Genomic DNA, 25,797 nt, shown 5'->3' with positions numbered 1-25,797 from the left:
GTGTTTAGTTAGTAAAGTGCAATATAGATGAAAGATTTAATATCCAAGTTTCAACTAGTCACATAAAACTATGGAAATTAGCGACAAGGCCAAGAAATCTATGGAAAGCCTTGGATTAACAAACTATGAAATTCGAGTATATACTTCGTTGTTGTTTGCCAGTTCAACTACGGCATCAGAAATCAGCAAGAAATCAGGAGTCCCATACTCAAAAATCTATGATGTCCTAAATAGTCTGTATGTAAGAGGATGGATATATTCGGATAATCAAAGACCACAGAATTTTTTTCCTAAATCCCCATCAAATGCAGTTGAAGCCATGATGATAGAAATGGAGAACAATTTGAGGAGTAATAAAAATGTCATTATCAATGAATTAATGCCGATCTATGAAAAAACAGGATTAAAAGAAAAACCAGATATTTGGGTGGTAAGTGGATTATACAATATAGCAATAAAAGTTACTGAAATAATTCGATCAACAAAAGAAGAGCTCCTAATAGCCATCCCCAAAATTCCAGAGAATGTTGTGAAATCGATTCAGCCAGTACTCCGAGAACTCGCCGAAAAAGGAGTTAAAATTATTATTTTAGCATCAGATGAAACTAATAATGATACCGTAAAGGCAATGTCCAGAGTAGCTGAAGTAAGACTCAAGAATGATATGTTTGGTGGTGGAGTTATAGGAGATTCCAGACATGTATTAATTCTACTTGGAGAAGGAAAAAACGATCCAACAACAACTTCCAGCTATGACACTATAGCCATATGGGCAGAGCATACTGGATTGGCTAGTTTTGCTAAAGATTATTTCCATTATTTGTGGCAAGATGCAAAAAAATAGAATGAATAGCTAAAGCCTTATAACAGAATAGTTTAAAAATAGCAGGACAAACAATGATGTGAAAAGCCCTACTGATTAGATGAAGTAGATCTTGAGTAAAGAGTTTGTCCTATTTAATTTGTGTATGTTGTAAAAATTTGAATTTAGAAAGGTTTCAAATACATATATTCATTGTATTAATAACACACAGTGTAGAAAAGTAGTGGTCCACATAAGAACTACATCATCATTGGAAAGTTTTAGAAAATTTATAATTTTCAGCACTTGTAAATCATTCATCCCTAGTAATCATAATAGAGATCCAGAGATGTTTCTCGAAAGAGATACTGGACCAGGCGATATTTATATTGAAGCAGCAGATAAACTAATGGTAAAAAAATTAAGAGAAATTACATTTGTAAATGCAAAAGAAATATTTGGAATAATCTATTCATCGAAAACTGGAAATACCATTTTGAAATGGAGACAATTAAAGAAAAAGAATGGAAAAGTTATAGGCGAAGCGTCACCTAGCGCATTAGTCAATTTGGTGGAATCAGGAGTATTAACCAAACACTGGTTTGAACACTATCTGAAGTCTCAAAAACAAGATGAAGATTTGGTTAAATAGGATACAAATAAAAAATGAAATTTACCAAATTAAAGGATTCAGAAAACAAAATGGTCTTAACCTTAGAAGAACCAGATGATCTTTTCAGCCTAAGAAGAGTAATAGATATAGGAGACAGCATTATTGCCGATACTACTAGGGTAATAAAACAGGATAATGAATACTCTAGACCAGATAAAGGAGAAAGAATTAAGATCAGGATAATCTTAAGAATAGAAAAAATTAGTTTTGATGATGCAATCGACAGATTAAAGATATCAGGAGTAATAATTACTTCAAACAATGAAAACATACCCAAGGGTTTGCATCATTCTATTAACGTAAAAATCAATGATACGATCATCTTAGAAAAATCAAATTGGAATGAAAACTATATAAAAATACTATCAAAGTCGGCTCTTGAATTTAAATATTTATTTATCTCAATAGACTCACAAGAGACAGCTATTGCAAAATTAACTGGAACTAATTTGAAAATAACTCCTAACATACATTCCGGAAAGAGTGGTAAGAGATACGTTACTGATCAAAGGAATGTGTTAAATAATAAGATCTATTTTGAGAATATAAGAACTGCCTTGGATATTTATTTGGAAGAACATGGAATCAAAATAGTAATATTTGGTCCTGGAGAGACAAAGAGAAGATTCCTTAATCATCTAAGGGAAAAAAATGAAGCCTATCAAGACAAAGATTTTACTATAGCGGAGGGTATTGAAACGGCTGGTGAAGACGGGATTTATGTATTTTTGAGATCAGAAGCCATGAAGGATCTTATGTCCAGTAGCAAAATTGCCATGGTTTCTACGATTCTAGATAGAGTTATGCAACAAATAAACAACGGAGAGAAAAAATATGCAATGGGAATAAAAGAGACAAAATACGCTCATTCTTTAAATGCAATTGATTCGCTGGTTTATTCTGATAAGGTATTTTCAGAAATAAAAGAAGACGAGTTCATAAAACTACTAAACGATATGGAACATAATAACGTAAAAATTTATGCAACTGATTCAACTACCGATATAGGGTTAAGGGTGTCATCACTAGGTGGAATAATTGCATTATTGAGGTACCGGATAAATTGAAGTTTGATTTGGATTCATATAACACAATGATGTATTATGAACCAAGTCAAAAAACTTTCAATAAGCAAATATTTGAATTAAAGTGCACAAAATAATAATTTATTCATTAGATTTTGAATTCTGAGACTTCGAAAAATTTAACAACACAGTATCAATCCAAATTAGAAATCAGGATTACCCTTTGTGTGTATTGTTAATAATCCATGAAAGATATTCCGATGAAACATCATCCATCTTAATAATGACAATTTCAGGTACTTTATATGGATGATGGGCTAGTATTTCAGCCTTCAAGGATTGGATATGGCTCGATGTGGTCTTAAAAAAAGCGATAAATTCCTCTTCTTGTTTCAATTCAGATTCCCAAACATACAAAGAATTTATTCTTGTATAATTTACGCACGCACATAATTTCTTCTCCACCACAAGTGTTTTAGATAGATTGATTAAAGATTGCTCATCGGAGAAGGTAGATATCAGAATCATGCCACTACAACTAGACTGTTCATCATGCATTTGCATTCATTTATCTTATATAAGATAAATTCTATTTATTGGTATACAATAGAGGCCCATTATATGGAACTAGTTATTTGGGTCAGACACCATTCCCAGAACATCAAAAGGTCATCCAGGAAACTTATCTTGAAATATATGAGATGGACTAAGAATGCAAATATAAATAAGATCACTCTAATCTAATTTTTACAATCAATTCATGAAAATAGATAATATAAGGAACATATTAGAAAACGCTCACATAATTCAAAATGAGGAAACATATTACCAATTTGCGGGTCTAAAGTATAATCCCGCCATAATTCAAGAGATATCAAAATTGAAGATTCAAGGTTGTCGGTTATTTTTGAAATCTTTTGATACCCCTAGAGAATTGTTTTTGTCATCCATAGAAAGTCTCGCAGAAGATAAAACTAAAAGATTAGAGCGTGAATTACATGAGATCAGAAATAAGAAATTAGTAGACAAGAGGTACAGGATTGAAGATAACTATGTAAACTGGAGCAACTGGAGACAATTTAACGCGATAGAAACAAATCATAATTATAGAAAGAATGTTTTTGATTGTTTTATTGAGAAAACAGAATTGATAAAACCAGTTATAGAAAAGAGATTCAACAAGATTAGGAATATTTACGAATATGATGGAGGAATGAATCCTCTGCATGGATATTTAGAAAGTGAAGGGGTATCGTATAATAAGTTAAAAGAATTTGTAGAGAATCTAGCAAATTTAACAAGCAAACTATTTAACGAAAGACTAGTTGCTCTATCTAACAAAATTTTTGATAGAAATCCAGAATATTATGATGATTTTTACTATTTTAGGAACAGAGTTTTTAAAGATATCTCAGACGAATTTGCTAAAGCAAATCCTATTTCAACTGTTATCAAGACTCTAAGGGATTTAAGAATGAATGTAAAAAAAATATCTTTTGATTCAGAGGATAGAAAAAATAAATATCCATCTCCCATCTGCTTTTTTATACACATTCCTTCAGATATAAGAATTCTTTATAGAGAGGAAAGTCCATATTTTGATTTTCAAGGATGTTTTCATGAATCAGGACACGCGATGCATGCAACCTCGATTGATCCTAGTTTAGAATATGAAAAAAAATACCATATTCCAATGGGAATTAACGAAATCTTCTCAATCTTTTTGGAAAGACTAACGAGAAATAAGAAATATTTGGAAAAACAATTAAAGATATCAAATAAAGGAAAGCTGGATAAAATAATTGAACTAAATAATTTTATGGAATTATTTTTCGTGACTTTCTATGCTGCAAACTCTTTAACAAAAATGGATTTTTGGATGAATAAACGGTCCATCGAAAATACTAATAAAATTTACTCATCGATGATGAAAAAATATACAAATATTGAAATGCCTGGGCAGTACTGGATGCTTCACCACATAATGCCAGAATCAATAATGTATGTACCTAGTTATTTATTAGCTGCTGTAAGAGCTGCAGAGTTGGAAAAAAAAATTGAAGAATTATACGGGGAAAATTGGTGGGAATCAGAAGAAGCCGGAAAATATTTAAGAAGCATGATGAAAGATGGTGCAAATATTAATTTACAAGAATTTTCCAAGTTAGATTCAAGGGTGTTTTTGAAAGAGATTACTCGGTAGGAAACGATATAATGTTTCTCATGATCAGGAAAATGTTCTCTTAAAAATTGATCAGTTTGTAAAGTTTTAGTCCAATTATTAAAGATTAATGTAAGTTTGATTTTGTAAAGTGTGAGAAAGTTAAAGCTCACCTCATGTGTAAAACGCATTAATATTAACAGTAAATGGAACATTTGACTTGTGTGTCATTAAACTCGATAAATAATACACAAAGTATCATCATCCTAAATTAATTTAGCTAGGGGCAACTTTTTTAGATCAGAAGGGTTCTTCATGCAGTAATGCGGACAATAAGGCTGCCCTTAACTCTTTTCCGTAAGCAGCTTGTTTAAAATAAAGAGCATTTACTGTATTATCAATTGATGGAGATATTTCATCAACTCTAGGTAATGGATGTAAAATAGAAACATCAGGTTTTGACTTTTTCAAGATATTTTCATCAATAGTATACAATCCTTGAATTTTTTTATATTCTTGAAGATCCGGAAATCGTTCTCTTTGAATACGTGTTACATATATAACGTCTAATTTGTCTAACAAGTCATCAGATAATTCAATATGATGATACATTTTTACCTTCGTGGAGACATCGTATATCGATTCACTTCGAACTCGTAGTATAGACGGCGAAACAAGATGAATTTCGACTTTATAATTAGACAGGGCATAGATTAGAGAATATACCGTACGGCCATACTTTAGATCCCCTATTATTCCAATAGATAAACCATCGATTCTTTTTTTTTCTTTGAATATGGTGTAAATGTCTAACATAGCTTGAGTAGGATGTTCTTCGCTTCCGCTACCCCCATTTATCACAGGTTTTTCTGATATTTCACAAGCATATCTACTAGAACCATCAGAAGGATGACGTATCAATATAATATCTGAGTATAATGAGATGGTCTTAATGGTATCAGCATAACTTTCACCTTTCATGATAGATGAAGAATCCACATCCGATATTCCCAAAGATCTGCCTCCAATGGAGGACATAGCAGATTCGAAACTTAACCGGGTTCTAGTACTATATTCATAAAAAATATATCCGAGAATTAAGCCTTTTGCGATTTCCCCACGCTCTCTTGATTTCAAAGTTCTTATTTTATCAGTAATACCAAAGAGAAAGGTAAAATCATCTATATTGAAATCACGGATGGACACTATATTGCGATTGAAAAATCTATTTTTAATCATGAATAACCATGTAATTAATACTTGTTAAAATATGCCATCATTCAGTAGACAGCAAGGATAAAAAATCATCCAGAGCCACAGCTACTAAATCCACATTCAATACACATGTTACAACCTTCCGTAATAATTAAGTAATTTTTACAAACTGGGCATGCTTCTTTATCATTCTCTGTTCTAGTAAGAGCGTATGAGTCAGGTTTGGCATTAATTGATACAGTGTTAGATTCAAAACTATTAGGTTCTAGTTGGTTATCGAATGTATTAGTTGTTACTGCATATTGATCACTTGACTCATAATCCTTAAAAATTGGATTTACCTGATCAAGAACGTAAGGTTCATGTATGTTTGCTAGAATATAATCATGCAAATACATACTTGGTTTAACTTGGAATCTTTTTTCACGATCATTACCAGTGATGTGTAAAACTTGTTCATTCCTAGAACCATCTCTATAAATAGTTACCCCTTTTAATCCAAATTCATGGGCAAGTAGATATGCACACTTTACATCCTCAACCGTAACATCTCCAGGCATATTGATTGTTTTTGCAATCGCGTTACTGATCCATTTTTGCCACACAGCTTGAGCCATTATATGATCGGTCCAATGAATATCTATGGCCGTAACAAACAGCTTTTGTATCCATTCAGGTATTTCATTTATGCCACGAACGGATCCGTAATTATTTGCAATTTTTATCAAAATTTCATCAGTGTATAATCCATGTTCCTTCAATACATTCTCAAAAATCTTGTTAGTATAAAAAAACCTGCCAACAGTAACACGTTTTTCAAATACCAAAGCAAAAACAGGCTCAACACCATTAGATACATCCGAAATCATTGATAAAGTACCAGTAGGTGCAATAGTAGTGGTCCATGAATTTCTGATCCCATTGTTTTTAATTTTTTCTATTAAAGAGTCCCAATCATAATAATGTGAATCCTTAGGGATCTCATGATAACCTGACAGTGGAATATCTCCATTTTTATACTCAGTCTGATCAAATAACGGGAAAGCACCCCGAGATTTTGAAATGACGACACTTTCATCCATACTAAAATACGACAAAGTTTCAGCCAGTTTACTCATGAATTCATATCCTTCCTTTGAATCATAGGGGATCTGTAACATAAATAACAAGTCTGCTATGCCCATAATCCCTAATCCTATCCGCCTGGTTAGTTTTGTATTGATATCAATTTCCTCTACAGGATATTTATTGACGTCAATAATATTATCCAAAAATCGTGTAGCAGTTCTAATGGATTGTTCATATTTTGGCCAATCAAATTCATACATTCCATCTGCTTTTCGTTTTACAAATTTGGATAAATTAATAGAGCCGAGATTACAGGACTCGCATGGATACAAGGACTGTTCACCACATGGATTAGTTGCTCTAAGTGGTCCCCCTTTGGCATTCATACAGGGATTGTATTTATTTATATTATCAAAAAATATGACACCAGGTTCAGCACTTTTCCATGCACTCAAAGCTATTAGCTCCATTAATTGATGAGAATCGATATTTTTCACATTAACCTTGGTTCTTGGATTTTTAAGAGAATATTTATGATCTTCTTTATTTACTAATGATTTCCAAAAATCCGACCAGATCCCTACACTTACGTTAAAATTTTCATACATCCCTGGTTTAGTTTTCATTGTAATGAATTTTTCAATATCGGGATGCCAAGATTCTAAAATACCCATGTTTGCACCACGTCTTTTTCCGCCTTGTTTAACTACGTCTGTAATTGAATCTATAATTTGCATAAAAGAAGTTGGTCCAGATGCAACACCACTAGTAGATGCAACTATATCCCCTTCCGGTCTTAAGTCAGAATAATTTATTCCAACACCTCCTCCAGATTTAAAAATCATTGCCGCATCAGTGGATGATTTCATAATAGAATACATATCATCGGGCATATCAAGAACAAAACAGGCAGATAGTTGTCCCAATCGGGCACCCGCATTCATTAGAGTTGGGGTATTAGGAAGAAATTCATTAGAAACCATCAAATTATAATATTCAGTTATTTTGTTGCCATAATTGCTCATTTTTCCTTCTGCAATCAATCGTAAAAGTTCTTTAAAGCTTAACTTCATTCTTCCCAGTTTGGCCTCATCGATATATGATCTGATTAATGCTTCAAAATGATATTTATTAAAATAATAACTTCCAATTTTTAACTTGTTATCGAAATCATCTAATTTTTTATAATATAATTCTGCTTCAGATAAATTCTGTGAATGATTATCATGAAAATCATATACTCGAGAGTCATGAATAATGTCCGATATAGCAACCAATATTGCGACTCGTTCAAATAATTGCTTTGGACCTTCGATAATTTCACCACTATTATCCCTCAATAAGTATCTTGAAGAAAGAACACGCAGAGAATTGACATCTAATGTTTTATCCACTTCGTCAAGATCCTTTTTATTTAAGATCTTCATTTTCATTTCTCTCAATTTTCTTCTTTCATGACGATATAGGATGTAGGCCTTAGCTGTCTCAGCCAAACCTTCTTCAATTAAAATTGATTCAACCATATCTTGAACATCTTCGACGCTCAAAACATGATCTTTATGAATGGACTCCAAGTATCCATTCTTAATAATTTTATTTACCAATTTTGATGCAAGTAATTCAGCCAATTTATGATCGGGTTTACCAGCTGCAACCAATGCTTTGTAAATTGCATTTGATATTTTTGATTGCTCAAAATCCACTATTGTACTATTTCTTTTTTTTATATGTACAATGGTTTTATTTTTTGAATCATGAAGATCAGTTTCAGCCATATAACATTTATATATTATTTATAGATCGTTTATATTAATTTCGATAGCTTATTTTATAAATTAACGAGTTTCAAATAAGAGCTTACATTCAGGCTGGAACTATACCGTACGTAATAGACTCTTGTATTATCATGTATCCAGTTTCAAATAATTATATATAATATATATACAAAAAAATAACTGAAGGATTCTAAAATAGATAGATTATTCCACGGGTACTGGGTAATAGATATTATTTAAATGTGAAAATATTTCGAGATCCACATATAGAACAAACATCGCTACTAGCCACCCGAGCTCCGCATATGGAACATATACGATTCTCCTCAAATATATCAAAGTATGGAACAACATGAATGGATTTTTGTAGCAATTCCACCATTTCCTGAGGAGAAACATCGCTAGTGAATAGTTTTACGTGCAAACCACCAGTCATAAGATTATCCAATTCGATCAGATTTTTAGATAATGATTCTTCATCATCAAGCATTTTTTTGGTAATAACTAGTCCTTGTGAATATGATCCAAAATCATGAGTCAATTTACCAAATTTCTCAGAATCAAGGTTAACAAATCTTGTTGAACTAGAATCATTTATAATGGAAACGCCAAATTTGTCTGTGTTATTCTGGCCGAAATCATGTAGTACGTCGTTAGCCGTTTTAACCACTTTCTTTACAATATCAAATCCCATCTCTTTAGAAAATCCCAAAATATCATGAATAGACTCATTTAATCCAATCAAGTTAACGATTATAGAAGTAGAACCCAATTGTGGAAAGCCCATGGTATGGGATATAGCGGGTAATATATCTTGTCGAATGTTTTCTAATAATATTTCCTTCTTTAGTAATAAAGTACTCACTGAGGGCCTCATTAACAAGGCTAATTTAGTCCTAAAATAGGTTTCATCTTTATTTGACTGATAAGCTAGACGTGGCAGATTTATAGAAAGTGAATGTAGTACGATGATCGGCAACCCCATATCTTGATGCATCTTATGAATACCTCTACTACTACGAACCGATTTTTGCGAGAGAGATATTCTACCTCCTAGCTTTATGATCTTTGTAAGAAGTGACAACAAGTCATTTGATAAGGAATTTGCAAAAGTTATAAAAAGTCCAAAATTGGGTAGAGATACTTGCTCTATATAATACAAATATCCGCTTAGCATTTGAAACAAACGTTCGTTATTTTCATTTCCACTCAAAACTAGTGTTATAAAGGGAGTTCCTGCATATCGCATTGAAATAGAAGATGAAATCAGTGAAAGTGAAAAATATTCAGATATTTTATCAATAGCATAATCATCAAAAATTTTATCGATATTTTCTATGACAATCTCTCTGGAAACCTCTCTTTGAAGTAGTGAAACCATGATGGGTAATGTGATATTTATTTTATGAGCATGTGTAGTCCTAGGTAAAAAAAGAAAATGGCTTTTAAGTTTCAAGTTCTTGTTTACTTGTTCGATATCAACAAAAATAGTATCAGCGCCAATACCCCAATGACCTAGTGCATCTAAATGAATCTCACCACTATAATGCATATCCATAATATCTTTTTGGAAATTATTTGCAAAATAATCAGAAAAGACTTTTTCCGAAATATCTGTAATCAGGTCACTTATGCCATTTCTTAATGCATTATCATTATGGAGGAATTTTTTATTTAAGTCAAAAATGGGAACTCCGATTCTGATTAACTTATTCATTTGTTCCTCTAAACCATGTTCTAACAATACATTGTTTACACAATCTCTTATTAGCCTAGATGTCAGGTAAGAGGTTGAGAGTTTATATATTTTATTTTCCACTTCTTCAGTAATTTTTGTAGCTTGTTCTAATGACATATTTGCTTCTCTAACCAAGGATTGAATTATTTTGTGTGGATTGAATTCTTCGATGGTCTGATGGCTGGTTCTAACATACATCTTTCCACTTTCAACTATAGATTTTTCTTCTATCTGTCTAGCCAAGTTTAATACCAATTTACCCAGATTAGTAATGGTATACCGCCTTTCTCCCTTATTTAGACCTACTAAGGATTGTCTCAATAGTTTTCTTAAATGATATGCAAATTTCCCAGATTCTTTCTTTGATTTAAATCCTGCTAGTGATTTTAGTTCAGAGTAGGTTAGAGGTCCTTTATTATTAAGAATGCGTAAGATATCAATTCGATTAGGACTGGCCATTACTGAAAAAATCATTCTTACTCGTTTGGATGTGGATTCCAAAACTCCGCGTTTAGTTTCGGATGGGGGCAAATATGTATACCTCAACTACAAAGAGCAGTCTTATTATTAGTATATAAATAAAACTATCAATCAGAATAAGGATAAGATGCTCTAGTTTGATGAAAACTAGCTTTCTAACAATACCTGTCCGCTATTAAGTATATCATCCTTTAAATTAATACTGGGTCTCTTTGAAATGACAGACACTGGAACTTCGGGTAGTTTTTCTTTTGCCTCGTCTTCCAAACTATTTTGAACATCACTTAATATGGCCAAAGCATCTTTGTCGATAACAGATGCTATTTTACCATCATCGGTGTTAATATTAGAATTAATTAATACATCGCCAGTTAGTGTATGAATGTCATTCAAAACATCGGTTGCAGACGGAACAGCCTTTGAAAGATCTTTCTGAATATCTTGGAGCATTTCTACTGTCGGGTTAATTGTATCCATAATAGTTGAGAATTCGGTTATTGTAGTGAATCGGATTGCAACCACTTCTAAAGCCGTTGTTGCATTGTGAGTGTTCTTTCTAAGTCTTCTCATAGCAGATAACTCATTTGCAATGATATTTGCACGTGCATTATTTCCTGATTTTATATTTTGAGTTATTTTGGAGCTAAAGTTAGCATCAATATTAGAAAATTTTTTATCCATTAGTTTGAGTTGCGAGATTTGCGTATTTATCACAGAGATAGCGCTGTTAACATCATAATAGAACTGGCCACTTTTTTCCATCAAATCATCAGTAATCAGTACATTTGTTAAAAACAAATGTTAAACTCTGTAAACAAAAAGGAGGATTAAATTTAGCTAGGGTGATGCGACATTAGACTACTGATATTTTTGCAATATTAAACCATGTTTTTCGTGGAAATCAACCACTTTGATTTTAGAACCCAATGGTAGATCAGAAGGTGAAGATATTCCAGGTAGAAACCCGGAAACATTTATGTTACAATCATCTAATTTAAAAATAACCCAAGCATACGAATTGACATCTTCGAATCCTTCTGGAGCGACTGCTTGAATTGTATATGTTACAACTGTGCCCTTACCGATATATGATATTTGTTTAAAAGAGCTAGAAAAACATTTATCGCAATAATATACAGTTTCTAGTATAATATTATTGCATTTATTGCATTGATTAAGAATTATGTTCCCATTCTTTGCAAATTCGATGAACCGATCCCGGGAGCTTTGATTCTTTGGCTTTGATTGGGTCAATTACAATATCACTGTCTATTTTATTTTCTTGAATATATGTACTGCTGCGCTAGCCCCGGTAGCTCCAAAATTATGAGTCATGGCTATCTCAGCATCTTTAACCGTTCGCTCTCCAGCTTTATTTGTAAATTGCTCAAATACTTCTACAACTTGACCAACACCGGTGGCTCCTATTGGATGGCCTTTAGATTTCAAACCGCCTGAAGGGTTAACAGTAATATCGCTATTTAATCTGGTCCGCCCCTCTCTAACAGCCTGAGCAGCAGAACCCTTTGGATAGAATCCTAAATCTTCGATATCTATTAATTCGGCTATGGTAAAACAATCGTGCACTTCAACAAAATCAATATCTTTTGGAGATAGATTTGCCATTTTATAAGCTTGAAGGGCCGCTTCAACGGTACTTGGAATAGTGGTTATATCTTTTCTAGATTGGACTGAAGCAGGTGATGCACCCCTGCCTGAGCCCACTACTTCCATATATGGATTTCCGCTTTTTTTTGCGAATTCCTCATTACATAATATCACAGCTGAGGCACCGTCAGAGAAAGGGCAGCAATCATATAACTTTAGTGGAGAGGCAACCACAGGAGATTTTAACACATCATCTATAGTAATTTTCTTCCTTACATGGGCTTTTGGATTAAGAAATCCATTTTCATGATTTTTAACAGCCACTCGGGCCAGATCTTCCTCTGTCGCTTTATAAGTAGCCAGATAGGCTCTAGCCATCGAACCAAAAAGACCGGGAAACGATGCTCCGTTACCCCCCTCATAAAAAAAATCAGAACAATAGGAAAAGAGTGTTGTGCTTTCAACAGTACTGGTATGAGTTACTTTTTCAACTCCCAGTGCTAAAACACAATCATAAAATCCAGCAGATACATTTGCAAAAGCTTCTCTAAACATAACAGAGCCAGAACCACATGCAGATTCAATGGTAAGTCCAGGTACATCAGGGATCCCAAGGTTACTCATAATTACCGGAGCCATGTGAACCTGTTTATCAGCCACACCAAAGACGTTCGAAATGTATCCAGCTTTCACGTCTCTTGGAGTTATACCAGCTGATTCAATGGCATCTCTTGAAGCATTCAAGGCTATCTCAATAATACTCTCATGTAATTTGCCATACTTTGTACTGCCAGCACCAAGTACATAGACCTTTTCACCCATATATCTTAGAATGGCTTTAGCATAATAAAAATGTAAAGTGAGTGCATAAAATCTCAATATTATTGATTCTGCTTTTGTTTTTAATTGAACAGTATATATGTAATAAACGGAAACGCCCTCATAGAGACATTTTTTGGTAACATATTTAATTGCATGCAACTCAAAAAGAGAAAATTATGTAAATCAAGTTCAGTAACACTTGATGCAATAAATCCTAATTCAGAAAGTCTCTGACACTGTCAAATTCAATTACTATCTAGTGTATGTGGTACAAATCCCTCCGCCTATTCTTTAACAAGGGAAGGCTTTTTCTAATCACGTCAATCCTAGATAGATCCAAATCTATAATCTCAAATCCTTCTGAATTACCCATATCGACGACGACAACGCCAAAAGGATCAACAACTAAACTGCGACCACAGAAAATATTGCCAATTTGATTGGGAGCAATCAGATAAACTCCGTTCTCTATTGCTCTAGCTCTGCACATTATTAACCAATGATCTTCTTTCATTGTTCCCTGTACCCAACCAGACGGAGCTATCAATGCATTAGATCCCTTAATAGCAAGGATTCGAGAAAGTTCTGGGAACCGCAAATCATAACAAACCAAAGTCCCAAGTTTACCCAAAGGAGAAATAATAGGGGAAAATAGTTTACTTCCAGCCAATAACTTGGTGGATTCCTTAAAACCAAGTGCATCATAAAGATGTAGCTTCCTATAATAAGAGATTAATTTTCCCCGTTCATTTATTAATACCACTGTATCATAAACACGGTAAGAATTTTTGTTTATTTGATTCTCCTTTTCCTGCTTCATATTGGTTGATATTAGATTTGTATGTTCATAAATGGAACCAACAATAAAGATATTGTTTTCTTTGGCACTTTTCTTCAATTGCTTAACAAAATTACCATTCAGGGATTCGGAAATTGAAAACAATTCTTTGCTAGATTGTGATGGGGGAGAAAAAGACATTTGGAATTCGGGGAAGCAAATAATCTTTGCTTCTTTTTTTGCAGATTGCTCAATCTGTTTCAAAGAGAAAGCCAGATTTTCCTCTTTGTCTGGTGACGACTTCATTTGGACAATCGAAACCCTTACCATAATCGTACAAGAGTGTTGTGAAGTTTAATATTAAATTAGTTGTCAGTGAATAGAATTGGTTGACAAATTGACTGAAAGAATTGAAGAATTATCTACTTGTTATTCTTACTTTCGTCTCAACAAATAGTATTATTAAGTACCTCACTCCGTGAATCAAAGGTAATTATACAGGTTATTACTGATCTATTTAATTGATTAATTCCGAATTAAATATAGAAATACCATGGTTCAAAGTTCATGGCTCAACAATGTTTAATAATTTTTACACTCTTAAAGTTTCATGGAAGACTTTGAAAAAGAGATAAAGGATTTAGCAGGATGGGAGAAAGTAGAAAATAAACTGAAAAAGGACTTTAAATTTAAAGATTTTATTGAAGCTTTCAGTTTTGTTACAAGGATTGCGTTAATATCTGAAAAGATGAATCATCATCCAGACATTACAATATCATATAATAGTGTTCATATTGACCTAACAACGCATGATATAAACAGTGTAAGTAAAAATGATATAATATTAGCAGGAAAAATTGAGGAATTGATATGAATTGATAAATTCCCCAATCTTATCCAACAATAATTCATTCAATAAAAGAATCTAAATATAGTCCTAATTGTAAAAAAAAATAAAGCAATGAGCGTGAGAGAAGACTCTAATGTAATTTTACAGCGTGATTCAAGAATAAAATTTATAGGGATATTAAAAAATGGTAATCAAGATATAAGTTTCAGCCAAAATAACAAAATTGATGAGAATGATGTTAAACTAAGTATGACTCAGACGCCCATTATATTGGAAGCTGGAAAAAGGTTTACGGACTTGGGAAATTTGGAGTCTGTAATATTTGAATATGACAAAATGAAATTATATAATTTGCCTCTGGGCAAAGAAACAGTCATTTTCGGAATCGATAACGCGATCAGTAATAAAGAGATAACAAAATTGGTTTCAAACAATGTAATAGGTATTCAAAATGAATCAGGGTCTCAGCATCTAGGGGAAAAAGTCCAAACAGATCTAGGTCAATTTGAAAATCCATGGCAAAATTATATCTCTAATTTAATTGAATTTTGGAAGGAGTTTACAATAACTTCTATCAGAATGAATGAAAAAATGGTCAAAGAGTTTTGGAAAAGCTTTAGTAATAAATGAGTTCCGTCACGTTCATGCTAACTTGTTAATCAAAAGTTGAAAGTGTTAACCATTTTATTTTTATTTTAGAAAATCAACGCTTTCCCATTGAGGTAAAATAAAGAAATTTATCAAATAGTTTCCAAAAATAATTGAATTGTTGTTGACATTACATTCTATATGAGGATGAACAAACGAGAGCAATGGATAGCTGTTACTTATTTTTTCAGACATTTGTATAAGGTTCTGTATTTCAGCTCCACGAATCTTTGGTATTTTTGTGCTAGATTTTACTTGGATCAATAAGAGGATATCGTCCCTACGGGCTACTATGTCAGCTGGTCCTCTACTACCCTTTGAAAAAAATACGGCCCAACCATAGTTAGTAAGACACGATCCCGCAGCATATTCTGCTTCGCGTCCAAAACTACTATAAGACAAAACTAGAATCTTTTAGCAGTTAAATTATAATAACTTTTTAATCGATAAGGTAATACAATATCGGTCTACAAGTATACAGGTAGTTTAGATATACTTTTAATCAAAAAGAATATAAAAAAATTATTGAAAAGAGGATTGTACATTGGAAGATTTCAACCATTTCATAAAGGGCATTTATATTCGCTCAAATGGTGCAGCGATAAGGTAGATGAGTTGATAATTGCTGTGGGAAGCTCGGACAAAAGTTTTGAATTAAGAAATCCTTTCACCGCTGGAGAAAGAATAGAAATAATTAGAGAAAATATAACCAATGAGATAAAAGAAAAAAGTGATAAAATTATTCTTATCCCAGTACCAGACGTAGGAGTACACTTACTGTGGACATATAACATGGATCTATTAGTCCCTAGATATAATATTGTATTTACAAACGATCCCTTTACTAGTATGTTATACAAAGAAAGGGGAGTTGAGATTATATATCCAGACTTAATTAGTAGAGAATTCTTGTCTGCCACAGAAGTAAGGCACAGGATTGCAAATGACAAGAACTGGGAAGAGTTGGTACCCACTCCGACGATAAAACTGATAAATGAAATCGAGGGTGTAGACAGGATAAAGAATTTATACAATTTAACAAAATCACATGTTACCAAAGAATATCATAATTAAGTCAGACTGGTCAGAATTTTGAGGAAATAGCTGTAAATGTTGTTAGTAGATGGTTCAATCGGCGAAGGAGGTGGACAGATTCTTAGAAGTGCAATAACGATTTCAACAATAATCGGGAAGCCAATAAAAGTGACAAATATAAGATCAAATAGAAAGGATCCTGGTTTGAAGCATCAGCATGTTTTAACAATTCAGCTACTTTCAAGGATATTTAACATACATACCGAAAATGTAAGTTTGGGTTCGGAATGGATCAGGTTTGAAGCATCTAAAGATAACAGATTCAATGAATATGATAAACCTGCAAATGATGCCATTATTGCGGACATCGGAACTGCAGGCAGTATACCACTACTGTTACAGACATTAATTCCAACAATAGCAATTTCTCAAAAAGACTTGGTAATTAGATTGTCAGGTGGAACCGATGTGAAATTTAGTCCAACCATAGATTACATAAAATATGTATTAAGAGATGCATTTTCTAAAATTGGAATCGTATTTGACATAAATGTCCTAAAAAGAGGATTTTACCCCAGAGGACAAGGGTTTGTCGAAATCAAAATAAGAAAAGCCACTGATCTTCATCCAATAGAGTTTTGTAATTTCAAAGAAGTTGAACCGAACATAATAAGCATAGCAGCAAGGTTGCCAAAACACATTCCAGAGAGACAGATTGGAAGTGCAATAGCAACTTTGGAGAAAAAAGGCATAAGGTACTCTAAACACAAATCTGTTTTAGAAAATTCAGAGAGTCCGGGATCTTCAATTCTAGTATACACTACTTCAGAATCAGGTATATATTTGGGGGCTGATTCTATCGGCGAAAAGGGCGTCAAAGCAGAAATAATAGGAAATAGAGCTGCAAAGAAATTCATAGATGATTATGAATTTCAAGCATGTATTGATCAACATCTAGCGGATATGCTAGTCTTGCCATTGAGCTTTGTTAATGGGAAATCCAGGTACAAAATATCAAAAATAACGACACATCTATTAACAAATTTGGAAGTGATTAGAATGCTCAATTCTATAGAATATCATTTTGAGAAAATCTCTGAAAACGAATTCATACTATCGATTGAAGGTAATCCAGTTATTTGAAAAATTTTTTTGTTTCTCCAAGAGTCAACATATCAACGGGTTTTATTTTAATCACCATTGGCAAATTTGACACGGCCTTTCCGATTGCTAAACAATTTCTGTGCGAAAGTGTCTTGACCAACGACTTGATAGTTGAGGAGTCTACTAACGACACCTTTGAAATTTTTTCGAGATCAGAATCGTTTGTAAAATTGAATAAAAAAATATTATCAACCTGTCTATATATAGTATCATTTATAGCATCTGGCTGATTTGTAATAAATGTAGAATAAATTCCAAAATGTCTCATTCTGGTTATTAGATCTTCCCAATATGTATCACGAATATACAGTTGAGCTTCTTCAGCAAATATGAAAATTGGTGGAATTAGGGATTTTTCCAATAATTCAATCAATTTATTCATCACGAGCTCAACAATCATTCGTCTTACCACAGGAGAAATCCTGCTCATATTAACTATCATAGCAGCCCCCTTTGGTTTTGTTTTTATTACATCCTCAAATTGAAACCCTCTTTCGTTAACATTATTGGACGAAAACAATCGTGAGGAATTAATCATGTGGAAACGGGATAATAGTGCATCCCTCACCAATTCATTAATAGTCCAAGTTCCAAAAGCCTTACCAAGCTCAAATAGACTAAGTATCTTTTTGTTTTCTAGCGAATCCCATATCCTAAAAAACTCTCTTAGTGAAGCAGAAGGCATATCTAATGCATTTTTTAACATATTAGAAATAGAAGGTTTTCCAAAATATGTTAAGTTGAATTTCAATTCTCTTCCAGGATTTAACAAAAGAAGCTTATCGCTTATAGATGAGGGCATCCCATCAACATTACAGGACAGCCCACTATACTCATTATTTAAATCAAACACTATTACATAGGCTCCATATTGCATGAGAGAGTTGATCAATATTTTTGAAAGATGAGATTTACCGGTTTCTTTCTTACCTGTGATTATATTTAGCTTACCATCTAGATCTTCAGCAAAAATTTCAAAGTTTTGATTATCAGATCCGCATTTACCTAATGATATTGGATATTGCATGTTTTTCTTTAATAAAGCCTTTATCTCGTTTAACCCAATTTTGACTATCTTGGAGTTTACTCTTGATGGTACCCAATCCACATCAGTTGATATTTGATTTTCATTATCAATAGAAGCCCTTATTTTAGTTTTAAAGATCCTGACATCCCGTATTGTTTGAGATAGATTGGTGATCTCCAAGGGATCAAAAATATTTTCAGTACTAAATTTAGAAATCACCTCATCCTTTATTATCTCCTCCACAATGGAAGATGATGAAAAATACTCTTCGTCATAGAATTGAACAAGTAGTTTCTTATTATTGTTAAAATCTTCAATAACAAAATAGTCACCCTTATTTGCAAAATCATTTGTTACCGCAAGTAAGAGAATTTCATCGCCTGTTTTTGATAGAATTTTCATCTCCAGACAGTCCCTAAAACAGATGATCTAGCATTCTCATGAGAAATTTCTCTAACAGAATAATTAGACTTTATGAAACTCTTCATACTTGCCAAGTCCGTATTTGAAAAAACAGAGACATGATGTGAAAGTTGGAGAGTGCTTGGATAGCCAAAATGAATTAATTCGTTATATAGTAATGTTCCTAAAGTACTACTCACATCGTTATTATATGATACTACGTCAGCCCTTAGTATGTTTGAGTATTGATTGTTAGACAACTTTACTAGAAGATGTTCACCATATATCCTAGAAATCAAGCTTCTAATAACCAGATTTATGTCAACATAGGAACAAGTCTTAGATCTTATTAAAGGATATGACAAATACTTTAGTATCTTTATTTTGGAGTTTTTACTTATTCCAATTAATGAATTTTTGTTGATAACAGAATTTTCTATGGTTTTTGAAATATCATAAAAATGATTCTCAAATATTGAAGATTTCAATGACCCATCAACGAGTATTATAGAGTTTGAAACTAATTTTGATAGCCAAAACTGAATATACCTTTCTATGTTTACTCTCAAAAATTTTTTTGCATAATCGTCATTAAAGAGTATTAGTTTGGAAACATTGTGCTCAAGTCGAAGATTCTGAAGAGCTTCTTCGTTAAGATAAAAAATTAACGGGCCAATTTTTAAATGCGCAGCAGGTTTACCCTTAAAAGATATACAGATGGATCCTTTCACAGCATATAATCCACCATCCTCGACTTCTGCAACCTTAATACAACTAGAGTCGATACCAAAAACCAACTTTTCCTTTTCTACTAGTTCGATTCCATTTATTTTCAAATTAGCGTACTTTTCGGAGTGAATTCCCCAATTTTGAATGGGTACGCCCTCGTCATCGTCCACAAAAACCAGCTTCTTATTTTCAATTAAATTTCTATAGTCCTTACAAAAGTAGGAATTACTAAAGTTATTAATTAAAGATTTTTTCATATCCTCTATATTTGATTCCAGATCATGAAGATTTAATTGATTGTGCATGTTGTTCAACAACAACATGATGTTAATAAATGTTGTTCATGATGTGCATGTTGTGCAACAACACCTTTATCAGACAGGAAGTACATACAATATCAAACATGAGTGAAGCGGTATCGAAATTATCTTTGGAGGCAAAGATAAAATTGAAATATAAAGAATGGGAGGTCGAAATTACATGTGTAGAAGATAAAGTTAAGAATGTAGTGGAGAATGTCCTTACCGGAATAGATATCGCCTCGCTCTCAAGTACAAATACCAATAGTGAAATTGAAAAATTAAAGACTGAAATTGATTTATTAAGATCTAAAATTGATGGAGACGCTAATTTGCAAAATATAAATCAAAAAAGAAACAATGTTTCATTAAAGGAACTTGCAAAGAATGGAAATACGTGTAGAAGTTTGATGGAAAAAATCTTTTATGAGAAATTTTTTGAAAGTGAGAGACTACTTATAGAGGTTCACCAAGAGTTGTCAAGAATTGGATATAATTACGATAAAACAGCAGTATCACATTCTTTAAGTGACATGGTAAGAGAAGGGATATTAACTCGTGTAGGAACTCTAAGAAACTACAGATATATTCAGAAAAAGCCATTGTTTGAAAAGTAACTAATTTAGAGTAATTTTTTTGCCATAATATCATTTAACCATTTAATTCCGATAGTGGTAATCCCATACACTACTGATTCTGCTTGATTTTCCTTATTTACACTTTTTATAACATATCCAACTTTCACTAATTCAGACAATCTTGAACTAATAGATTTTGGATTTAGGTTTGTTGTAGATTGGATTTCGGATATAGGAGATGATTTTTCAGAAATCTTGCCCAATTCGAATGCTATTTTTGACCCCAACAAAAATAACATCACTATTTCCTTATCGGAAAATTTCTTATTATGAATTTCTCCAACGTTGGGCAATATTTTGGGCCCCTCTGGTGTAATTTTGATTATGGATGAATACATCTCGATTAATTCGGACACAGAGTAATTTAAGGAAATTTTCTGAGCCAAGCGTATCTCTGGAATATTTTTGGTAAGAAAAGAAATGGTAGACAAAAGGACATTCTCAGGCTCCCCACTAAATTGCACTTTTATATCGTTATATTGAATAGAGATATTTACAATATTATTTTTGTTTGGATCATCGTAAACCATGTAAATATATTCAATAAATTGATAAAATGTTATAAACTTATGAATGTATATCTATTACCCTTATTATGAACTTTTATCAAAGTAGTTTAGGAAGTAGATGAAAAGTACATTAATGGATGAATTGCCAAAGGTCTTAGGTCAAATTACTAGAAATGTCTAAGGATAGTGATAATAAGAATAATTTCATTAAAACAGGATTTACCAAATTATTAAAACCTTTTGAGGATTCAATGAACGAAGTAGAAAAAATTTCGAAAGCCTTCGGATTAGCATTGAGGATTTACAGTAGTATGACTAGAAAATACCAATATGATAAAATTGAACCTCAAATCAATCATTCACTAAGAGTAGCATTAATTCTAAACGAAGAGATGAACTCAGATAGTTCAGATCTGGTTTGTTCTGCACTACTTCATGATATTTTCAATAAACAAGAAGTACCCAAAGAGACGAAAGACTACATAAAAAAAGAGATTAGCGAAAAAACATTCACAACTGTATCATTTTTTAGCAAATATTCCGATTCAGAATCCAACAAGAATGAAGAATTAAAAATAGAAAAACTGTTTGGCAAAATAAAACAATCAGACAGCATGATAAAAAACATTATTCTGGCTGAACGACTAGATGAACTTCGATCGTTGAAAAATTCGAGAAGGAAGGACAAAATAGCAAGAATTAAGGAAGAAACACAGAAATATTTTGTACCATTGGCAGAAACAACTAACGAAAAAATCTTGTTAAAACTGGTGATAGCGCTTTATGAATTGAAGTAAGATACCAGTGATTAGTGTTTACCACACATACCGTTATTTTTCTTATGACCCGTCCAATGAGAAAAACAACCGAAAAGAGAATGACCAGAGCATCCACATATTATGCACTTTTTGTTTTTATTCAAACCTATTCAATATATCCAATTCATCAAGATAGTTAAATTTATTTAACTATAATTAAATATTTGATATTGTCTATTTAATTTTTCAAGATTCTTAATTTGTCCCATTCACATTTTGTCAAATAATACCTCCGATTCGAATAAAATGTAAATACTAAACTTTTTGTCTATAACAAATATAGTAATACTTAACCTGCCTTCAGTCGAGATGAGATAATCATGGTAGGTCATAGTCAATCTAATCAATTGACTAATAATACATCTCTTGTAAGTTATGAGATTTAATAGTCTATAAAAAAATCTTAGTTGTGGGCTTAGTTTGAACAAATTCTCCTCAGTTGCAAATGTTTAGATATTATCTCTCCTGAATTCTGCTACCTCAGTTACTTGTATTTGTTGTATTTTTGGTTAAAATCCAAATAATATCTTGTAAATTACAAGTTATAGCTTATAGAGAATGTTTTTGCGATCCTTGTTTGAGATGAATCACAAATTCAAAGTTAACATATTATGGGTGTTATATTTGAACTCCAAAATCATATTCAGCTTTTACATATATGCCTGAGGAGTTGGCTATCTGAAAATCTTTTATTCACAAAGGACAGAAGATTTGCCTCCAGTATTAGAAAGAAGGTATTACGATTATGCGCCTCCAGCTTCAGCAGGAGAATCACAATCATCTAATCCAAATGAAGGTAGGATTAAAAATTTGATAAATAGGGTTACAATAACTTACGAAACAGGACCGAAAGCTTAATCATATAATGTAGGTGCTTCACCGTCTACACTTGACCAATATTTCAATCCTGTTGTTCTAGATAATTTTCAAGTATTAAAGCCATAAATCCTTTGCACATATATTTTGATTCGCTAATTACTCTTATCTATATCGTAAAAAATCATGGGATTCTACGAATGAACAATAATTCTTTATTGTTAGTCTTTACATCGATAATCATGAAAGCTTCTTTTAATTTACGGGGTTATTGGAATTCTTTATTTTACGTTTATCACACTCCTATGTGCCACTACTAACTTAGTTGTTATATTTGGACAAGAATCCTCTATCGATGCTTTACAGAATGACTTATCGCAACCTATGAATAGTCATAATATGACTCAGATAATGCAAAGAGGTAATCTTGCCATGGGGTTTGATCAAACCAAGATATCTCATGAATTCTCTTCAACTAAGGATAGAGGACAAATAAAGATAACAGCATTAGATGAGAAAGACAATAAAACAATTAATCAAATTAAAAGCCACACAAGAGATATACAAAATGACTTTGCTGAAGGAAACTTTAAAAACCATTACTCATTCATGCACAATCAGTTCCTGGCACAGACGCTCTGACCCAAAATAAAGATCACATACAATACAAGATACAGGATTTAAAAAATGGCTCCATCTTATTATTAATTACAAATAATTCAAGTCTAGTTAGTTCTATCAATCAATTTATGACCTATCAATCTATAGGGCATACAGGTCACTGAATAAAGGTCAAAAGAATTAACATGATAGGTATGCGTTGCTTAAACCTGAGATAATTGTTAGATGCTAAATCAAATATTCAGGCTATTCGATTGCGTCTTGATCAGACTATGACAAATCAAATTCCATTAAGCGACAAAATTATAAGACTACCATTCTTATCGATTATCCGAAAACTGAAAAATGGATATCTGCGGTGTCGGCCAATGAAAACCGATGTTCGCTATAATTAAGTTCCAACAAAGGTTGAAATACTGTAATAATTGTGCAACATTTTACATTTTAAAAAAATGATATTAGGTAACATAATTTAGATAACTTTAATACCCATTTTTGTGTGTAAATTCATTGGAAAGGAAAGATTAAGATAGCTTTGTCTGGAAAATCCCAATTAACTGAGCAGGAAACTGTATTTACTACGCTTGATTTAGGTACAATGGAGTTTATGAAATGGTTAATAGCAAAAGATGCAGGTTCGGGAGATACTTTGATTGTAGTCAAGGATTTTCTTGTTAATAAGTATGTAATTTTGTTTGATAAAAGTATTTCAAAAGATGTTATCGTTGATTATAGAGAGAGCATGCCTTTGTGTATGTCTTGTAGCACGGATGATTGTGGTCATGTTGGATTTGCAATTTGCTTAAAGCAAGATTATGATAGAGACGACCAAGTGATTTTTTAAGATATTTCTGGTTGATGTACACAAAAAGTGTTTTGAATTTATTTTTGATTCAAAAATTGTCAAGAAGTTGACCTCATATCCGAATTGTAATCTTGTAAATATTGCAGATTCAAGATACTGTAATGAATGTGGGATGGATCTAAAATCAAAATGAGGACGGTCTAAGAAAATTAAAAATTGATAGTAACGAACTCTAAAACTTACAAGATTTGCATCTCATTATGTTATTTTCTCCTTTTTAGAACCAAAAATAAAAAAACAGTGCATACATCGTCTATCTATTTTCTAAACGGTGGACTTCTTTAATATCTACATTAGTCAGACGATAATTGTTGGCTGAATAATCTATACTTTAAGATTCTGAATAGAAAGAGAAAGAATCTAAAAATATAAATGAAATAGTGTAGATGAGATTTTATGAATTTTCTAGGTTATCTATCTTTTTTCCTAGCTGTGATTTTCGCAGTTTTTTTCATAATTTGTATGATTTTTCAACAAGTAGTAAATTATCGTAATCTCCTAGAAAAAGCAAGAAAATTTTCTAACAATAAATTTTCTCTGAAGAATTAGTTTAACAAAACTAATTATTGATAACTAATCCGAACAAACCTTTCTGTATATGAAAAGTAATTGAAAGGAAATAATTCATAAAGAAACTAAGGATATGGTTGATTGCAGTTTATACAGAAGAGATCCACTTTGGATGGAAATTGACGATTTTCCATAGACAAATTGCATTTATCACATACAAATTCTACAATAGGAATTTTAGCAGTATCCATGTCTAAATAATTAGTTTTATCACTGATTATCTTTAGATTTTCTAACTCTAATTTATGATATAGCATTACTTTTTCAGGTTCGCCACTCATAAATTCTCATATTTTACCAAATGATCTTGAATGTCCTCATCAGGAGACATTCAAAAAACCTCAAGCTCCTGAAGCTTATAAGTTTACGAATGTCATAAATGTCTATAACTTGACCTTTAGGTAAAACAATTTGAATTTCATTATTTCCTGTTTTTACAAGTCATCTATATCAAAACATCCTTTTATCATTCGTAGTGATATACGATAAAATGGAAAACCCCATCATTCAATAAAGCTTAATCATTATCATTGCTCTACTAGGTATTTTATTCAGTAGGACTGGTATGAAATTTTATACTAATCTATTTGATATCTAGTTGTATGGGAATTCATATGTGCTTTGTTGCATAATTCCTTATTCTCCGGTTATCATCATGATC

26 protein-coding genes are annotated in these 25,797 nt (G+C 32.2%); 13 read left to right on the top strand and 13 right to left on the bottom strand.

Features of this window, described 5'->3' with window-relative positions; translation table 11 throughout:
* Nucleotides 1-70 precede the first annotated feature (70 nt).
* From NMY3_RS03960 to NMY3_RS03950, 3 genes are all read left to right on the top strand, one after another.
* Nucleotides 71-844 carry a TrmB family transcriptional regulator gene (locus tag NMY3_RS03960; protein WP_196817639.1) on the top strand — a complete coding sequence of 258 codons (774 nt, stop codon included), beginning with the start codon at nucleotides 71-73 and terminating at the stop codon, nucleotides 842-844.
* Between the two features lie 202 nt (nucleotides 845-1,046).
* A complete protein-coding gene (locus tag NMY3_RS03955) occupies nucleotides 1,047-1,454 on the top strand; it encodes a hypothetical protein (protein ID WP_196817638.1) in 408 nt (135 codons plus the stop codon).
* Between the two features lie 14 nt (nucleotides 1,455-1,468).
* On the top strand, nucleotides 1,469-2,542 hold the full coding sequence (locus tag NMY3_RS03950) for a pelota family protein (protein WP_196817637.1): 1,074 nt from the start codon (nucleotides 1,469-1,471) through the stop codon (nucleotides 2,540-2,542).
* Nucleotides 2,543-2,716: 174 nt separating this feature from the next.
* On the opposite strand, the gene cutA is transcribed toward NMY3_RS03950, so the two are convergent.
* A complete protein-coding gene (gene cutA / locus NMY3_RS03945; RefSeq protein ID WP_196817636.1) occupies nucleotides 2,717-3,058 on the bottom strand; it encodes a divalent-cation tolerance protein CutA in 342 nt (113 codons plus the stop codon).
* Between the two features lie 202 nt (nucleotides 3,059-3,260).
* Between cutA and NMY3_RS03940 the strand changes: the two genes are divergently transcribed.
* On the top strand, nucleotides 3,261-4,703 hold the full coding sequence (locus NMY3_RS03940; protein ID WP_196817635.1) for a M3 family metallopeptidase: 1,443 nt from the start codon (nucleotides 3,261-3,263) through the stop codon (nucleotides 4,701-4,703).
* Nucleotides 4,704-4,961: 258 nt separating this feature from the next.
* On the opposite strand, the gene pyrB is transcribed toward NMY3_RS03940, so the two are convergent.
* From pyrB to NMY3_RS03905, 7 genes are all read right to left on the bottom strand, one after another.
* Entirely contained in the window at nucleotides 4,962-5,900 is a 939-nt protein-coding gene (pyrB, locus tag NMY3_RS03935) for an aspartate carbamoyltransferase (protein WP_196817634.1), read from the bottom strand.
* A 65-nt stretch (nucleotides 5,901-5,965) separates the two neighbouring features.
* A complete protein-coding gene (locus NMY3_RS03930; protein WP_196817633.1) occupies nucleotides 5,966-8,719 on the bottom strand; it encodes an adenosylcobalamin-dependent ribonucleoside-diphosphate reductase in 2,754 nt (917 codons plus the stop codon).
* Between the two features lie 232 nt (nucleotides 8,720-8,951).
* Nucleotides 8,952-10,931 carry an anaerobic ribonucleoside-triphosphate reductase gene (nrdD, locus tag NMY3_RS03925; RefSeq protein WP_425319423.1) on the bottom strand — a complete coding sequence of 660 codons (1,980 nt, stop codon included), beginning with the start codon at nucleotides 10,929-10,931 and terminating at the stop codon, nucleotides 8,952-8,954.
* A 153-nt stretch (nucleotides 10,932-11,084) separates the two neighbouring features.
* Nucleotides 11,085-11,735, bottom strand: a complete 651-nt coding sequence (locus NMY3_RS03920) for a Snf7 family protein (RefSeq protein ID WP_196817631.1) — start codon at nucleotides 11,733-11,735, stop codon at nucleotides 11,085-11,087.
* A 60-nt stretch (nucleotides 11,736-11,795) separates the two neighbouring features.
* Complete coding sequence (locus NMY3_RS03915) at nucleotides 11,796-12,191, bottom strand: Zn-ribbon domain-containing OB-fold protein (RefSeq protein WP_196817630.1); 396 nt, start codon at nucleotides 12,189-12,191, stop codon at nucleotides 11,796-11,798.
* 15 nt (nucleotides 12,192-12,206) lie between these two features.
* Entirely contained in the window at nucleotides 12,207-13,367 is a 1,161-nt protein-coding gene (locus tag NMY3_RS03910; protein WP_196817629.1) for a thiolase domain-containing protein, read from the bottom strand.
* 256 nt (nucleotides 13,368-13,623) lie between these two features.
* Entirely contained in the window at nucleotides 13,624-14,475 is an 852-nt protein-coding gene (locus tag NMY3_RS03905) for a carbon-nitrogen hydrolase family protein (RefSeq protein ID WP_196817628.1), read from the bottom strand.
* Nucleotides 14,476-14,755: 280 nt separating this feature from the next.
* On the opposite strand from NMY3_RS03905, the gene NMY3_RS03900 reads away from it, so the two are divergent.
* Nucleotides 14,756-15,019: a 4a-hydroxytetrahydrobiopterin dehydratase gene (locus NMY3_RS03900; protein ID WP_196817627.1), complete on the top strand. Its 264-nt coding sequence runs from the start codon at nucleotides 14,756-14,758 to the stop codon at nucleotides 15,017-15,019.
* Between the two features lie 87 nt (nucleotides 15,020-15,106).
* The gene (locus NMY3_RS03895) at nucleotides 15,107-15,625 is read left to right on the top strand and encodes a hypothetical protein (protein WP_196817626.1); all 519 of its coding nucleotides are present in this window, start codon (nucleotides 15,107-15,109) and stop codon (nucleotides 15,623-15,625) included.
* Nucleotides 15,626-15,685: 60 nt separating this feature from the next.
* Here NMY3_RS03895 and NMY3_RS03890 read toward each other — a convergent pair whose 3' ends face one another.
* Nucleotides 15,686-16,045 (bottom strand): hypothetical protein, encoded by a 360-nt coding sequence (locus NMY3_RS03890; protein WP_196817625.1) that lies wholly within the window; start codon nucleotides 16,043-16,045, stop codon nucleotides 15,686-15,688.
* Between the two features lie 123 nt (nucleotides 16,046-16,168).
* Between NMY3_RS03890 and NMY3_RS03885 the strand changes: the two genes are divergently transcribed.
* Together NMY3_RS03885 and rtcA are read left to right on the top strand one after the other, a co-directional pair.
* Nucleotides 16,169-16,717, top strand: coding sequence for a nicotinamide-nucleotide adenylyltransferase (locus tag NMY3_RS03885; protein WP_231100224.1), 549 nt, complete (start codon nucleotides 16,169-16,171; stop codon nucleotides 16,715-16,717).
* 36 nt (nucleotides 16,718-16,753) lie between these two features.
* Entirely contained in the window at nucleotides 16,754-17,821 is a 1,068-nt protein-coding gene (gene rtcA, locus NMY3_RS03880) for an RNA 3'-terminal phosphate cyclase (RefSeq protein WP_196817624.1), read from the top strand.
* Here the strand turns inward: rtcA and NMY3_RS03875 are convergent.
* Entirely contained in the window at nucleotides 17,814-19,271 is a 1,458-nt protein-coding gene (locus tag NMY3_RS03875; protein ID WP_196817623.1) for an ATP-binding protein, read from the bottom strand. The two genes, rtcA and NMY3_RS03875, sit on opposite strands and share 8 nt — an antisense overlap.
* On the bottom strand, nucleotides 19,268-20,257 hold the full coding sequence (locus tag NMY3_RS03870; RefSeq protein ID WP_196817622.1) for a DNA double-strand break repair nuclease NurA: 990 nt from the start codon (nucleotides 20,255-20,257) through the stop codon (nucleotides 19,268-19,270). The genes NMY3_RS03875 and NMY3_RS03870 overlap by 4 nt, the downstream gene beginning before the upstream one ends.
* A gap of 146 nt (nucleotides 20,258-20,403) precedes the next feature.
* Between NMY3_RS03870 and NMY3_RS03865 the strand changes: the two genes are divergently transcribed.
* Nucleotides 20,404-20,916 (top strand): hypothetical protein, encoded by a 513-nt coding sequence (locus tag NMY3_RS03865; RefSeq protein ID WP_196817621.1) that lies wholly within the window; start codon nucleotides 20,404-20,406, stop codon nucleotides 20,914-20,916.
* 5 nt (nucleotides 20,917-20,921) lie between these two features.
* Here NMY3_RS03865 and NMY3_RS03860 read toward each other — a convergent pair whose 3' ends face one another.
* Entirely contained in the window at nucleotides 20,922-21,467 is a 546-nt protein-coding gene (locus NMY3_RS03860; RefSeq protein ID WP_196817620.1) for a hypothetical protein, read from the bottom strand.
* Nucleotides 21,468-21,619: 152 nt separating this feature from the next.
* Here NMY3_RS03860 and NMY3_RS03855 point away from each other — a divergent pair, with 152 nt between their 5' ends.
* From NMY3_RS03855 to NMY3_RS03840, 4 genes are all read left to right on the top strand, one after another.
* Nucleotides 21,620-22,243 carry an HD domain-containing protein gene (locus tag NMY3_RS03855; RefSeq protein ID WP_196817619.1) on the top strand — a complete coding sequence of 208 codons (624 nt, stop codon included), beginning with the start codon at nucleotides 21,620-21,622 and terminating at the stop codon, nucleotides 22,241-22,243.
* A 732-nt stretch (nucleotides 22,244-22,975) separates the two neighbouring features.
* Complete coding sequence (locus NMY3_RS03850) at nucleotides 22,976-23,122, top strand: hypothetical protein (RefSeq protein WP_196817618.1); 147 nt, start codon at nucleotides 22,976-22,978, stop codon at nucleotides 23,120-23,122.
* A 342-nt stretch (nucleotides 23,123-23,464) separates the two neighbouring features.
* On the top strand, nucleotides 23,465-23,722 hold the full coding sequence (locus tag NMY3_RS03845; protein ID WP_196817617.1) for a hypothetical protein: 258 nt from the start codon (nucleotides 23,465-23,467) through the stop codon (nucleotides 23,720-23,722).
* Nucleotides 23,723-24,236: 514 nt separating this feature from the next.
* On the top strand, nucleotides 24,237-24,545 hold the full coding sequence (locus NMY3_RS03840; protein ID WP_196817616.1) for a hypothetical protein: 309 nt from the start codon (nucleotides 24,237-24,239) through the stop codon (nucleotides 24,543-24,545).
* 656 nt (nucleotides 24,546-25,201) lie between these two features.
* On the opposite strand, the gene NMY3_RS03835 is transcribed toward NMY3_RS03840, so the two are convergent.
* Nucleotides 25,202-25,417, bottom strand: a complete 216-nt coding sequence (locus tag NMY3_RS03835; protein WP_196817615.1) for a hypothetical protein — start codon at nucleotides 25,415-25,417, stop codon at nucleotides 25,202-25,204.
* Between the last annotated feature and the right edge of the window lie 380 nt (nucleotides 25,418-25,797).

Origin of the sequence: Candidatus Nitrosocosmicus oleophilus (genome assembly GCF_000802205.1) — an archaeon.
Lineage (GTDB): Archaea > Thermoproteota > Nitrososphaeria > Nitrososphaerales > Nitrososphaeraceae > Nitrosocosmicus > Nitrosocosmicus oleophilus.
The sequence above is the reverse complement of the archived record's forward strand: the minus strand, read 5'-3'. Positions and strand labels throughout refer to the sequence as shown.

What these genes read in the sequence shown, in the direction of transcription:
- NMY3_RS03960 (WP_196817639.1), top strand. Translation starts at nt 71, where the DNA reads ATGGAAATTAGCGACAAGGCCAAGAAATCTATGGAAAGCCTTGGATTA.
- NMY3_RS03950 (WP_196817637.1), top strand. Translation starts at nt 1,469, where the DNA reads ATGAAATTTACCAAATTAAAGGATTCAGAAAACAAAATGGTCTTAACC.
- cutA (WP_196817636.1), bottom strand. Translation starts at nt 3,058, where the DNA reads ATGCATGATGAACAGTCTAGTTGTAGTGGCATGATTCTGATATCTACC.
- NMY3_RS03940 (WP_196817635.1), top strand. Translation starts at nt 3,261, where the DNA reads ATGAAAATAGATAATATAAGGAACATATTAGAAAACGCTCACATAATT.
- pyrB (WP_196817634.1), bottom strand. Translation starts at nt 5,900, where the DNA reads ATGATTAAAAATAGATTTTTCAATCGCAATATAGTGTCCATCCGTGAT.
- NMY3_RS03930 (WP_196817633.1), bottom strand. Translation starts at nt 8,719, where the DNA reads ATGGCTGAAACTGATCTTCATGATTCAAAAAATAAAACCATTGTACAT.
- nrdD (WP_425319423.1), bottom strand. Translation starts at nt 10,931, where the DNA reads ATGATTTTTTCAGTAATGGCCAGTCCTAATCGAATTGATATCTTACGC.
- NMY3_RS03910 (WP_196817629.1), bottom strand. Translation starts at nt 13,367, where the DNA reads ATGGGTGAAAAGGTCTATGTACTTGGTGCTGGCAGTACAAAGTATGGC.
- NMY3_RS03905 (WP_196817628.1), bottom strand. Translation starts at nt 14,475, where the DNA reads ATGGTAAGGGTTTCGATTGTCCAAATGAAGTCGTCACCAGACAAAGAG.
- NMY3_RS03900 (WP_196817627.1), top strand. Translation starts at nt 14,756, where the DNA reads ATGGAAGACTTTGAAAAAGAGATAAAGGATTTAGCAGGATGGGAGAAA.
- NMY3_RS03895 (WP_196817626.1), top strand. Translation starts at nt 15,107, where the DNA reads ATGAGCGTGAGAGAAGACTCTAATGTAATTTTACAGCGTGATTCAAGA.
- rtcA (WP_196817624.1), top strand. Translation starts at nt 16,754, where the DNA reads ATGTTGTTAGTAGATGGTTCAATCGGCGAAGGAGGTGGACAGATTCTT.
- NMY3_RS03875 (WP_196817623.1), bottom strand. Translation starts at nt 19,271, where the DNA reads ATGAAAATTCTATCAAAAACAGGCGATGAAATTCTCTTACTTGCGGTA.
- NMY3_RS03870 (WP_196817622.1), bottom strand. Translation starts at nt 20,257, where the DNA reads ATGAAAAAATCTTTAATTAATAACTTTAGTAATTCCTACTTTTGTAAG.
- NMY3_RS03865 (WP_196817621.1), top strand. Translation starts at nt 20,404, where the DNA reads ATGAGTGAAGCGGTATCGAAATTATCTTTGGAGGCAAAGATAAAATTG.
- NMY3_RS03860 (WP_196817620.1), bottom strand. Translation starts at nt 21,467, where the DNA reads ATGGTTTACGATGATCCAAACAAAAATAATATTGTAAATATCTCTATT.
- NMY3_RS03855 (WP_196817619.1), top strand. Translation starts at nt 21,620, where the DNA reads ATGTCTAAGGATAGTGATAATAAGAATAATTTCATTAAAACAGGATTT.
- NMY3_RS03845 (WP_196817617.1), top strand. Translation starts at nt 23,465, where the DNA reads ATGAATAGTCATAATATGACTCAGATAATGCAAAGAGGTAATCTTGCC.
- NMY3_RS03835 (WP_196817615.1), bottom strand. Translation starts at nt 25,417, where the DNA reads ATGAGTGGCGAACCTGAAAAAGTAATGCTATATCATAAATTAGAGTTA.